The organism is Tardiphaga sp. (assembly GCF_041424195.1).
In the GTDB taxonomy this organism is placed as follows: Bacteria; Pseudomonadota; Alphaproteobacteria; order Rhizobiales; family Xanthobacteraceae; genus Tardiphaga.
In genome coordinates, this window is record NZ_JBGMOE010000038.1 from 48,898 (window position 1) to 62,258 (window position 13,361).

Here is a 13,361-nt window from a genome sequence, read left to right on the forward strand (position 1 = left end):
CTTCACAGGAAGTTTTCTCATGTCAAAGCCGATCTTCACATCGTCACGCCGGGATTTTCTCAGTCTCGCGATGGCGGGGGTCAGTGCCTATGCCGGCATTCATTTCGCCAGCCATGACGACGCCATCGCGCAAAGCGCCGGGCGAAAGACCGACAAGGTCCGTCTCACCTGGGGCTATCATGGTCTCACGCTGATCGCGAGGGAACGCGGCGAGTTCGAGAAGGCCCTCGCCAAGGACGATATCAAGGTGGAATGGCTCGGCCCGTTCCCTAACCACGCGCCGACCTTGCAGGCGGTGACCGGTGACAGTGCGGATTTTGGCTTTGGCGGTAGCACCACGCCTGCGCTCGCGGCCATCATCGCCGGCTCCCCGCTCGTCTTCACCCAGTTCGTGCGCTACGAGCCGCGCACGACGGCGATCATCGCCAAGGATGATTCCGGCATCAACAAGGTCGAGGATCTGGTCGGCAAGTCGGTCGCAGTCAACCGGTCCGGACTTGGCGAGTTCCTGCTCATCGCAGCGCTCGAGAAGCACAAGGTCGACCGCTCCAAGGTGAAATTCGTCTATCTCAACCCGCCGGACGCCGCGCCGGCGCTCGCATCCGGCAAGGTGGATGCATGGTCGATGTGGTCGCCGGGCGTCGATATCGCGCGGCTGGACTACAAGGCTCACGACGTTTTCCTTGAAGGACGCGACCTGCCGTTCCAGATCGACTTCTCGTCTTACGTGACGTCGCGCAACTTCGCGAAGCACAATCCGGCTATCGTGCGGGCGCTCAACGCGGCCTACGAGAAGGAAGCGCAATGGGTCAACAAGAACACCACCGACGCCGAACATCTCATCCAGAAGGTCGCGAAATATGACGACCGGATTCGCGACCAGTTCATTGAGCGCAAACGCAACTACACGCTCATTCCGGTATCGGACAAGAAATTCGTCGGAGAGCTGCAAACCGCAGCGAACTGGCTCACCGAGCGAAAGGTCCTGCCCGAATCCGTCACCGTCTCGGATCATCTGGCCAGTCTTTAAGCGTCTATCGCCGCTCGATCCTCCCCCTGGAATCGCTGAGAAAGAATCCCATGAACAAGCCCACGTCGCATCATTCGTTCGACCTGTCGCAGCCGATCCGGATCGGTTCGTCCAATCTGCAACAGCTGTTTGATCACATCGCGCAGGGCGAGGCAGAGCGCGAGCATGACCGTGTCCTGCCTTACGATATCATCGAGCTGATCCGCAGATCGCGGATCGGCGCGCTCCGCATTCCCAAAGCCGAGGGCGGCGGCGGCAGTACGGTGCGTGAACTGCTCTCCGCCGTCATCAGGTTGGCGGAAGCCGATGCCAATGTCGCGCATATCCTGCGCAACCACTATAGCGTGGTCGAGCGCCTGCTGGCCTCGCCGCCAAGCGCGCAGAACCGCAAGTGGCGCGACGACGTCGCTGCGGGTGCCATCATCGGCCTCGCCACCACGGAGCTGGGCAGTTCGCAGGTGGGAGACATCGCTCCCGCCACCACGGTCACGCCGGATGGCGACGGCTACCGTCTGAACGGCACCAAATATTACAGCACCGGCACGCTCTATGCGGACTACGTGCTGGTGCGCGTCGCGGATGACAATGAAGCGCTCGCGACCACGATTATTCCGGTCAAGCGCGAGGGTATCGAGCTGGTCGATGACTGGGATGGTTCGGGCCAGCGCCTGACCGGAAGCGGAACCACGCATTTCCGCAACGTCCGGGTCGAGGCGGCAGAACTGATCTTCGATCAGCCCAATATCGGCTATGGGGCCGCCTACCAGAACACATTCGCGCAACTCTATCTGACGGCCATCAATGCCGGCATCGCCGCAGCCGTCCTGCGTGACGCCAGCGACCTCGTCAGGCGGCGCGCGCGCAGTTTCTATTACGCGCCGACTCTTCGCCCGCGCGAGGACCCCATCCTGCAGCAGACCATTGGCCAGATCGCAAGCAACGCGTTCGCCGCAGAAGCAACCGTACTGGCCGCGGCCGACGCGCTTGACGTATCGAGCAAGGCCCCTGATCGGGAAGACACCAAGCCGGCGCTGGATGCCGCCCTCGCATCGTCCAAAGCCAAGATCGTGGTCGACGAACTGGCCATCCGCAGTGGCAGCCTGCTGTTCGACGCCGGCGGCGCATCCGCCACCAAGAAGTCCGACAACCTCGACCGCCACTGGCGCAATGCACGAACGCTGTCGTCACACAACCCGGTGACCTACAAGGCGCAGGCGATCGGCGCCTATGAGGTCAACGGCACGCCGCTGCCGGCAAAGGGCTTCTTCTAGGCAATCCGGAAGGCTGCGGCATCGTAGCAAGCGCAGTACATTCACTTCATTCCAAACCTGGATACATCATGAAAGCTGCTTCTCGATTTTTCATTCTCTCCCTTTCAGCGCTTGCACTGTCGTTACCCGCCCTGCAGGCCAACGCTGCTGACAAGCCGCTCAAGGTCGGCGTTTCCGCAGGGCCTTATGGCGACATTCTTCGCGAGGCCGCGCGGCTTTCGGAGAAAGAGGGACTGAAGGCGGAGATCATCGAGTTCAGCGACTGGAACCAGCCCAATGCAGCGCTGCAGGCAGGCGACATCGACCTCAACAACTTCCAGCACCGCTTCTATCTCGCCAATCAATCGAAAGCGCGCGGTTACAAGCTCTCCGCCCTCGATGAATCGATCCTGGTGCCGGCCGGCGTCTTCTCCAAGAAATACACCAAGGCCTCCGACATTCCCGACGGGGCCAAGATCGCCATCCCCAACGATCCGACCAATGCTGCGCGCGCATTGTTGCTGTTTCAGACCGCTGGACTGCTCAAGTTGAAGACCGATGCCGGCCTCTCGGCGAGCATTCTCGATGTGACTGAAAATCCGAAGAAACTGCAGATCGTCGAGATCGACGCGGCCCAGCTGCCGCGGTCTCTCGACGACGTCGCAGCCGCTTTTGTGTCATCCAACTACGCCTATCTCGCTGGCCTGGACCTCAACAAGGCGCTTGCGGCCGAGACCAGCGTCGTCGAAGCCAAGCCATATTATACCCTCGTCTTCGCCGCACGTGACGATCGCAAGGACGATCCGCAGATCAAAAAATTCATCTCGATCTATCGTTCGCAGCCGGTGAAGGATTTCATCCGCACCAAGTTCAACGGCTCGATCCTCGCCGCCTGGTAATCCCGACAGGAGGGCAGCTCGCCTATGCTACCTGACGCGATGTGGCGTGGCCCGACCACGGGCCGTGCCTGTCGCGACAGCAGCAGTGCCCGCGGTGCGGCGCTGGGAGCTATCCTTTCTTTCAGTGGACGTCTCTCATCACAACTATCCGTTGATCTGAGAACGGTTCAGAGGACGCGGAGCTGCCGGCGAGCGTCGGCTCACCGGCCATTCCCCCGCTTTCTGTCGTCGCGTCGCTCACCACCAATGGAGTTCGTCACGTCATCGTTGGACGATCCGTTGGTGTTGGTTCTCCCGCCAGCATTGCCGGCGACGATTCCGGTTGGAGCCGGCGAGCTCGGCGGCGCCTGGAAGAGGTTATCGAAGGAGGACTTCACGCCTCCGACAGGCGACGGCGACATCGTATTGGCCGTTGGCGCGGCCGGATTAGCTACCGCGATCTGACCGGGGGTCGGCGCGAGCGAGACGTTGAACGACTTGATCGTGAAAACCGCCCCGACATAGCTCAGCGCATAGTTAGGCGAAACGCCGAGCGAACCTAGCCGAATGGCATAGTCGCCCACTACGTCACCCAGCGCGCGCTCCAGCGAGCCCGAGAAGCGGTCACCGTTGAACAGCGTGCCGCCGGTAAGACGATAGGTCAGCGCCGGATCGAGCTCCGCGAACATCTTGCTCTGGGGATCTGCGGTCACTGTCAGCGGCGCGGCCGTCACGATCCAGGCGCCACTGTTACGGGCCGAGATCGCGTAGTTCGGATTGGTCAACGTTCCGGCTACATCGAGCAGATAGGGGTTGCCCGCAAGGCCGGTCCGGCCGGTAATCCCGAACGAATTGACGAGCCCGGTCAGAACATCGACTCCCTCACCGTTCTGCAACCCCGAGGCGGACAATCCCGGATTGAGCGGCGAACTGCCATAGATCGAGGTGCCGCCAAGGGCGGTGACGACGACCGAAGCGGGAGTGACGGTCCAACTCCCGGGATTGAACGACGAGATGTAGTAGTTCGGGTTCGTCAGCGTACCCAGAACATTCAATGCATACGGGCCGCCAGCGACGCCGCTGATCGCGGTAATGCCAAACGAATTGCGAAGGCCCGCAAGAACGTTCACGCCCTCGTTATTCTGCAAGCCGGTGGCCGACAGGCCTGGATTGAGCGGCGAGCTGCCATAGACCGATGTGCCGCCATTGGCCGAGACCACGATAGACGCCGGCGTGACGGTCCAGCTCGCATCGTTGCGCGCCGTCACGCGATAATTCGCGTTGGTCAGTGTTCCCGCTACGCTGAGCGTATACGGACTGCCAGCCACACCCGTTGTCGGCAGGATGCCGAACGAGTTGCTCAGGCCGGTCAGGACATCGACATCCTGACCATTCTTGAGGCCCTGCGCCGTGAAGCCCGGATTGGACGGCGACTGGCCATAGACCGAGCTGCCACCGTTCGCCGACACGATGATGTCCGCTGCGGCGACAGACAGCGAACCGCCGACATAGCTGATGGTGTAATTGCCGAGGCCATTGCCGAGCGCATTGCTGGCCGTGATCCCGTAGGGCGCGCCGGTCACATTCGCCAGTGCGTCCGCGCCGAGGCTCACCAGCGTCACACCGGTCACGCGGTCGGTGCCATAGAGCGTGCCGCCGACGGTGTAGCCGGTGCTACCGAGGGCGAGCGCATCGCCATAGGTCTTGGACTGGTCGTTCGCCGTAATCGTCAGCGCCGCCTTGGTGACATTCCCGATATTGCCGCTGTTGTTGACGACCAGCGTGTAATTTCCGGCCGCGCTGCCGGTGAGGCCGCCGGAACCGAGATTGAAGGTGACGGTCTTGCCGCTTCCGGCATTGGCATTGTCATAGCTACCCGAGGTCGGCAGGTTCGCGACCGACAGCAGGCTGGAATCGCCTGCAACCACATTGCTCAGCGCGAAATTGTCGGTGCCGAGCGCCGCGGTGTTGGTGCCGTCATACTGCTTCTCGACAGTGCCGGTGAGCGACAGCGTGACGGTGCGCTTGGCGATGCTATAGTCGGTCCCGACGAAACTTACCCGATAGTTCGAGGACGCGCTGAGCGATCCCTGATTGATGGCATAGTTGCCGGCATTCTCGCCCGCGGTTCGGCCGAGCGCGCCAGTCAGACTATCGCCGTTCACCAGCGATCCGCCGGTCACCTGCCAGGTGAGCGATGAACCTGTATCACCATAGACCTTGCCTTGGCCGGCATCGGCGGACACCGTGATCGCGCGTTGGGTGACCGTCAACTGCCCGCTCGGCAGGTTGACAATGCGGTAGCGCGCCCCGTCGGTGCTGACGGGCTGAAGCTGGGTCGATGTGATCTGCACATAAGGCGTCAGATGCAGCCAGGCTACGCCATCGCCAATCGTCACGCCCATCGGAACCAGCGAGAACGTGCCGGTGCCGGTGAGAACGATGGCGCCGTTTCCATTGACCGTCGCGGTCACACCATTCTGATAGGTGAACTGATTGATCCGGTCCGCGATCTGCTGTGCGCTCGAATTGCGGTCCCATATAATGTCAGATCCGCCGTTGATGCGCATACCGAGATACTGTGGGCCGTTGCCGCCAACGCCGGGCGTGCCGCCGCCAACGGCCCGGGGCGGCAATACGGTCAAGCCGGCCGATACGGCATAGGTGCCGACGCCGGACGACTGGTTGGCGGCCGAGCTCAAGGTGATCGGAATCGCATTCGGCGTATCATAAATCTTGAGGCCATAGATCATCGCCGCCAGCGTCGTGTTGGCGTCGCCATACATGCGCGTGGCATTCGACGTCTCGACGACGGCGACATGATTGGCCCAGTAGAATTCCGGATAGCGCGCGACGCCATCCGACTGACCCGCGTTGTTCGACGGAATCCAGACGTTGCGATAGTCCCAACCGGCATAGACGGTGCGGAACGTGTTGAGGTCCTGCATCTGCGCGGTGGTCAGGCCAGTGCCGACGAAAGTTTGGCCGCGGTTGGGGTTGAGCCAGGACGGATCCGAGACGCTGGAATCGTAGTAGGAATTCGTGACCGTACCTGTCCGCCCGTTGTCGCTGACGTTGCGCCCGACAACCGAACCGACAAAGTGAATCCCATAGTTCCAGGCCCGGTCGAGCCGCCCGGTCGTATAGGAGTTGACGATGGTTCCAACACCATCATTGGTCGCATTGGTGCCGACGAGACCGCCGATCGTGCCGTTGCCGCGCACCATGCCCGTCGCATAGGAATTAACGATCCGTCCCGAACCGCCGTTTTCGTTCACGTTGACACCCGCGAGGCCGCCCGCCTGACCGACGAAGGTGACATAATCGGACTGCTGACCGACCGCCTCGACTGCTACCGTGCTGTAGGACTCCTCGATCGTGCCGCGATTGTAGCCGACAAGGCCTCCGGCGGCCCAGTTGGAATAAACCGACGTCGAATCGTTGCTACGCGACGCCCAGGAGCGGAAGATCGTGCCATCGCTCACGCCCGCGATCGAGCCAGCCGATCCCCAATTGGCGGTAAAGCTGCCATCGACGATGCCGAGATTCTTCACCGTGCTGCCCACCCCGAGATAGGCGAACACGCCGGCATGATTGCCGTCGGCGGCATTCACGACGAGATTGCGAATCTCATTGCCCTGACCATCAAGCGTCCCCGTAAATATCCGAGGTGTGGATTCGTTGATGATGTATTGATTGGCCTGCGAGTAATCAGAATTGAAGAGATCGTAGTAGGTCCGGTAGTATTCAAGAACGTTGCCGTTGTACTGCTTGAATTCAGTCATCGGCGTGTTCGGGTTGCCGATCTGATAGCGCGTGAATATCTTGACGAGTTGTCCGCTGTAGTCGACCGGCGAAATCGGCGAGAAGACGTTGTTCTTCCACATCCCTGTCGCGAGTTCGGGCGCAGCGTTGATGTCACGCGCGAGTTTGTAATTGGCCGCCCCGTTCATATTCACCAGTTGAAGCTGGTGCAGGTTCTGGATGTTGGTCGAATATTCGGCCTTCAGGAACGGCCGCGTATAGCCATCCACCATGTACCAGTGATCGTGGAAATTCCCGATAGTCCATTGATTGCCGGGATTGGGATCGTTGAAGAAGTTATACGAACTCATCGCATACGGACTGTTGCCTGAATTCGTGTTCAGCGGCGCGATGAACTGAACCTGTTCCGATGACCAGCCGCCCGGCATGTCATTATAGGATCGGCCGAAGGCGCGGCCGGTGCCGCTCACGGTCTGATCCCAATAGACGTGCCAGACGCGCGCCGACATGCCGGTCTGCGAGTTGAAGCTCTCCATCGTGTCGTAATCGCGGAAATCATTCTTGCCGACGATGCCGCCGACGCCGGTGCCCGACAGAGCGCCCGCCGCATAGGAATCCTCGACCGCCCCCCAGCCGGTGACGCTCCACTGGTTCTCGCCGATCAGACCGCCGGTCCAGCTCGTGCCGCTCACGCTGGCGAGCGAATAGGTCCAGCGGACCGTGGCATGCTCGCCGTTCACACCGGCGATTCCGCCGACCGTGCCGCCGGTCACCGAGCCCGACGTCCAGGAATCCTGGATGGCCCCGTAATTGTAGCCGGCGATGCCGCCGGCCACATAGCCACGGACAGCACCGGTCGAATAGGAGCCACCATTGATGGTGCCGTTGTTGCGGGCAACCAGACCACCCGCGCCCAGCGAACTGGCGATATTGGTGACGCTCGCCGTCGAATAGACATTGGTGAGCGTGCCATTGTTCTGCGCGGCAATCGAACCGACATAGCTGCCATTGCCGCTGAACGAGCCGCCGATGATGCCGACATTCCGGATCGTGCCGCTATTCAGGTAGAACACGCCGACATCGCCGCCGCCGACCTGCCCTTCGCCGCGGCGCTGATACATGTTCACGATCGCGTAGCCGCGGCCGTCCAACGTGCCGGTGAAGGCCTGGTTCGAATTATTGACATTGGTGCCGATGGGATCGAAGCCGCGGCAGATGCTGCTCAGGCAGGTCCAGGTCGAGGTCGCGCTGGCATCGATGTCGCGGCCGAGGGCGTAAGTGCCGCCGAGGTTGGTTTCGATAGCCTTGAGCTGGTTGACGTCGTTGACCAGCATATAGGCCCTGACGGTCGCGCCGTAGCCGCTCTGCGTCACGCTGGAGTAGTCGATCATGTTGGCGTAGCTGCCAGTCGCCGCATAGGGATTGTACAGGATCTCCACGGCGGTGTTGGTATTCACGCGAGCGCTGGCCGAGAAATTGACGAGGCCGTTGTCGGAGCGGAGCGTCACCGACGAAAGCGGGCTCCCGAGGTCATAGATATGTCCGTTGATCTGGATGTTGCCGGCTGCGCGGAGACTGGCCGCGCCATACGAGCCCAATCCGCCCGCCGTGATCGACCCGCCCGAAACCACCGACAGGTTTCCGCCGCTCAGGTGTCCCGGGCCGGAAATGTCGCCCGAGGTGACGATGGATAGTGATCCCCTGGCGGAAATCCCGCTCTGGTTCGAGAGCGAGCCGCCGACGATCAGTGACATATCGCGTCCGTCGACCCGGCCGACCGCCAGATTGCCGCTATTCGTGAAGGCCAGCGCGCCGGGATTGATGACGTTGTCGTCGCGATCCGGATCGACGCTCGAATAGTCGGTCCACATGTTGGCGACCCGATTGCCAGTGCTGGTCAGCGACACTGACGAGAAGTTCAGCGGCAGGACCAGATTGGTCACCAGGATCGGCGCGGTCTGCGTGATATTACCGGGCGCCGTCAGCCATAGCGTCCCGCCATTGCTGCCGGAAATGGTGCCGTTGATCTGGATGTCGCGATAGGCGTTGAGATACAGCGTATTGGCTGAAGTCCAGGAGATCGGCGCATTGATGATGATATCGCCGGCGCCCTGCGACTGGTTGCCCGGCCCGCTGGCTGAGGACGCCGTGGTAATCAGCGTGACATTGGCCGAGCCGAGATTGGCGCCGATAGTCGCCGCCGCTGCGGAATCGATGGTCAGCGTAACTGGATCGAGCAGCCAGTCGCCGGTGTGCCCCTTCGGCGCTGACGCATCGACGCGAATGCCGGCGAAATCAAGCTGCTTGCCCGACGTCTCGATAAAGCCGCCGTCGCCGCCATTGACGCCGCCGCGTGCCGACAGCGTACCGCGCACGCTGGTGAGACCGTCCGACCACAGCACGATCTTGCCGCCCTTGCCGCTGTCCAGCGCATCGGCGCGGATCACCGTGGCCGAATCCGCTGTGACCTTGACGGCATGCTGGAAGTCGCCGCGACCATAGGCATCGCCGCCGATGCGGACGCTGCCGCCGCCAGCCGCGCCCGACGCATCGATGCGCGCACCGGCCAGCGCGATCTCGGCGCCGCTGATGTCGATCTGGCCGCCTTTCCTGGCGGCAACCTGATTGCGTGACTTGCCGGTCGCCGTGACGCGCCCGGACACGTTGACGCGCCCACCCTCGCCGCCACCGAGCACGATGCGCCCGGCACGGGTGCCGATGGAATTGGCACGAATCGTACCGGGCACATTGACCGCGTCGCGCAGGATATTGTTCGCCGTGGCGGCGCTGAGGAACACCTGCCCGCCATCGGCACGGATCTTCCCGCTATTGGCCACCAGCGCCTTACCGGTGCCATCGACGAGATTGCCGAGCTGATTGGAAGGCACGGCGACCGACAGGAAGCCGTCGCCGGAGAGATCGAGCGTGATCATCTCGCCGGAGCCGAGGCCGACCCTGCCGAGCCGCGCCGAAATGATGCCGTCGTTGGCGACGCGGCCCCCGAGCAACGCCGCGAAGCCGCCGTCGGACACGTTGATGCGGCCGGCATTGGTGACCACGGCCGAGGAGCCGTTGCCGGTGAACTTGTACTTGCCCGACAGGAAGTCCTCGTTCCTGATGTCGAGGGTAGAGGCTGCGAAAGAGCCCGTATTGACGACACCCGTATTGGTGATCGCGACACCGTTCGGATTGACCAGCAGCACGGTGCCGGGCGCGTTGATCGTGCCGGCGATACTGGAAGGCGTGTTACCCGTAACGCGGTTGAGGGTGGCCGCCGCCGCGCTTGGCTGGTTGAAGTTGACGGTGCCGCCGGCGCCGATCGAGAACGAATTCCAGTTGATGATGGCGCTGTTCGAGGATTGGTTGACGTTCAGCGTCCCGGCCGACGGCGCGGCGATACTCGCAGCGCCGTGAGTTACGGTGCCACCGCCCGGCAGCGTCTGCGCCAGCGCAACGCTGCCACTGAACACTACGCAGCCGAACACCAGCGGTGCAAAGGCCGCCTTCATACTGCCTCGGATCGGCGTCACCTTGTATGTCTGTGCCATGCCCAGTTCCTGTCACCTGCACGGGCGCCGTTGACCGACGTTCCCGAAATTATCTCGTCGGTCCGCTCTAGAATTTGCCGCGCTCGATCCGCGCAATGTCGGGATCGTCACGCTCGGCGATGTAGTTGATGATCAGCTTTGGCGGCCCCTTCGGATCCGGCGACGTAGTCTGGTTGCCCTCGCGCTGCATCTGATACTTGACACCATCCGCAATCAGCCGGACCGCCCCCTTCTTCTCGTCCTCGCCGGCGAACAGCACGATGGTGTTCTCGCCAACAGGGATGCCCGAACGCAGGGTGTCCTTCTTCCAGGCGAATCCCGCGAAGTATCGCTCGATCCGCGATCCCGCCGCGATCATCGCATTGGGATCGATCGCCGGCGTAGACGCCACCTCGCCCCAGATGACATTCACCTGGATCAATTTCTTCGACTTGTTGCCAAAGATGTAGGCAACCCGCGCGGCGCCCGGGCCGGGATCGAGCGACGGCAGATTGACGGTAATGACATTCGTACCTTCGACGCTGTTCACGCCGCTCGTGATATCGGCCGGCTTGAGATTGAATGCCTTCGTCACGATGGCCCGCACCTCCGCCTCAGTCATGCCGAAGCGGGCGTCGCGGAATCCGGTGACCTCATACTTCGGCGCCTCATGCTGCGCCCGGGCCGGCAAGACATCGGCCACGCCCGCGACAATCGCCGCGACGAGGAGCAGCCGCGCCATCGCGCGCTTGAACGCATGCGACATGGAAGCACGACGAATGGAAGTGCCGAAATGATCTCTCACCTGCCCAACTCCTAAGCGATCAGTTGCATCGGTTGATGCGCAGAACCGCCCCGGGCTGCGCGCACGCAGCCGATGCCCATGGTAACAGCGTCTTATTAGGGGCTGGATGCAATCAGTTTCGAACACCTTGTGAACGCACGTTCACATCGCCCATCAACGACCGTTATGGTTGATGCACGCCAAAACTATCCATGCATATATGCGCCGCGTCACCGCTGCCTGACGACGCCAGTCGTCGGATTGCGCATGCCCCACGGATGCATGCGCACTGCACGTGGGAAGTTCTGGGGCTGCCTTGATGTCTATTCGTTCGACAAAGAAATCCTTGGCGTTGATCGCAATCGCCCTGGGATCGTCATGCAGCGGCGCGCTCGCTCAGTCCCCCGCGCCCGCACCAAGCCTCGTACAACCACCGACCATTGCCACGCCGCCCGCATCGACGCGCATCACCTTGCCGCAAATCGCCGCCGGCTCAGCCGTGCCGGATGCCGCTAAAAAGCTGACATTTATCCTGACCGGAATCGACATCGAAGGCGAATTTGACGAGATCGCCATCGCGAGGAAAGAAGCCGCGGCAGCGCTGCTGGGAAAGTCCGTCACGGTCGCAGATCTGTTCGGCCTTGCCGACAAGCTGCAGCAAGCCTATGTGCGCGCCGGCTACCCGCTCGTGCGCATCGTCATCCTGCCCCAGGAACTTGACCGGCGCGCACGTGTAAAGCTGCGCGTCATTGACGGCTACATCGAGAAATTTGACACCAGCACGCTGTCCGGAACATCGGCCGCTCGCGTTGCAGCCGTGCTGGCGCCGTTGCTCAACAAGCGGCGCCTCACGCAGAACGAACTCGAACGGCAGCTGCTGATTGCGGGCGATACACCGGGTCTCGTTCTCAATGCCACTTTTGCTGCCGGCTCGGCCATCGGCGGCTCTGTCCTGGTGCTCAGCGGCCGGTACAGGCCCGTCTCGGCGAGCCTCTATCTCGACAACGGCATGCCCAAATCCTTTGGCGAATGGCAGGCGGCGACGTATTTCTCGCTCAACAACCTGACGGGATTTGGCGAACAACTCTCGGTCTCCATCGCTGGCCTGCCCGACAATGATTTCGTGACGCCCTATCCGACACGTCGCTATCTCGGTGCAAACCTCGCCGTCCCACTCGGTATCGACGGCTGGCGGTTCGAACTCGGTGTCACCGATGGTCGCACGACCCCGCGGGTCGATGCGATATTCGCTTCACAGGGTGTTTTCCGGCAAGGGCGCGCGAAGCTCGCCTACGATGTCGTCAAACGCCGCGATACCGAACTGAGCTTCAATGCGCGCTTCGATCTCACGGAAGAACAGGTCAGCACGCTGATTACGACACCGGCCACGCCGCTATCGCTTGACCGTACACGCGTGCCACGCGTCGGCCTCGACGGCATCCTGCGACTACGCGAAAGCGGAACCACCCTCAGCTACACGGCGACCTATTCTCACGGCATCAATGCGCTTGGAGCCCGATCCATGGCCGATGCGACGCCGTTGCTCACGCTCTCGCGGCAAGGCGCGGACGCGGAATTCAGCAAGCTCGACGGTCGCATCGACGTCATGCAAACGCTTCCCGAGAACCTGTTTCTTTCGGCTGGGCTTGCCGGACAGACATCGTTCGGTCGCCCGATGCTCACATCCGAGCAATTTCCGATCATTGGCGCCAATATGCTGTCCGGCTTCGCCGCCGGCACGCTCGCCGGCGATACAGGCTGGGTGGGACGCGGAGAGTTCGGCTGGAGCACCCAGCTCCCGTTCATCGCCGAACCGCATGCAATCGTGCCTTACGTCTTCGCAGCGACCGGCGAGCGCCGCTACGAAATGCCGACCGTCCTGGAGATCCCGGTCATCCGCGCGAACAACTATGGCGGCGGCATGCGCTTTCAGCTCGCGCCGCAGGCACCCGACGCCCCGTCGCTGTCCGGCTTCGTGGAGCTGAGCGAACGACGCGCCAGCGCTTCCAGCCTCGACGGCTGGATGGTGTTCGCCGGCGGCTCGATCCGCTACTAGACTTCAGCAATGGCGACAACGAACAGGTCACTTGCTTTCAGTCAGATGCCATTCCATTGATACGGCAGGAG

Annotated in this window: 6 protein-coding genes; 4 read left to right on the top strand and 2 right to left on the bottom strand. The window is 62.1% G+C overall.

Going from position 1 to position 13,361, the window contains the following annotated elements; genetic code table 11:
* The first annotated feature begins 19 nt into the window (after window positions 1-19).
* From ACEK02_RS05460 to ACEK02_RS05470, 3 genes are all read left to right on the top strand, one after another.
* Window positions 20-1,030 carry an NrtA/SsuA/CpmA family ABC transporter substrate-binding protein gene (locus tag ACEK02_RS05460; protein WP_371420783.1) on the top strand — a complete coding sequence of 337 codons (1,011 nt, stop codon included), beginning with the start codon at window positions 20-22 and terminating at the stop codon, window positions 1,028-1,030.
* A 50-nt stretch (window positions 1,031-1,080) separates the two neighbouring features.
* Entirely contained in the window at window positions 1,081-2,301 is a 1,221-nt protein-coding gene (locus tag ACEK02_RS05465) for an acyl-CoA dehydrogenase family protein (RefSeq protein WP_371420784.1), read from the top strand.
* A gap of 68 nt (window positions 2,302-2,369) precedes the next feature.
* Window positions 2,370-3,179, top strand: a complete 810-nt coding sequence (locus ACEK02_RS05470) for a MetQ/NlpA family ABC transporter substrate-binding protein (protein ID WP_371420785.1) — start codon at window positions 2,370-2,372, stop codon at window positions 3,177-3,179.
* Window positions 3,180-3,379: 200 nt separating this feature from the next.
* Here the strand turns inward: ACEK02_RS05470 and ACEK02_RS05475 are convergent, their stop codons facing one another.
* Window positions 3,380-10,471 carry an MBG domain-containing protein gene (locus tag ACEK02_RS05475; protein ID WP_371420786.1) on the bottom strand — a complete coding sequence of 2,364 codons (7,092 nt, stop codon included), beginning with the start codon at window positions 10,469-10,471 and terminating at the stop codon, window positions 3,380-3,382.
* A gap of 67 nt (window positions 10,472-10,538) precedes the next feature.
* Complete coding sequence (locus tag ACEK02_RS05480) at window positions 10,539-11,255, bottom strand: hypothetical protein (RefSeq protein WP_371420787.1); 717 nt, start codon at window positions 11,253-11,255, stop codon at window positions 10,539-10,541.
* 325 nt (window positions 11,256-11,580) lie between these two features.
* Between ACEK02_RS05480 and ACEK02_RS05485 the strand changes: the two genes are divergently transcribed.
* Window positions 11,581-13,290: a ShlB/FhaC/HecB family hemolysin secretion/activation protein gene (locus ACEK02_RS05485; RefSeq protein WP_371420788.1), complete on the top strand. Its 1,710-nt coding sequence runs from the start codon at window positions 11,581-11,583 to the stop codon at window positions 13,288-13,290.
* Window positions 13,291-13,361: the final 71 nt, after the last annotated feature.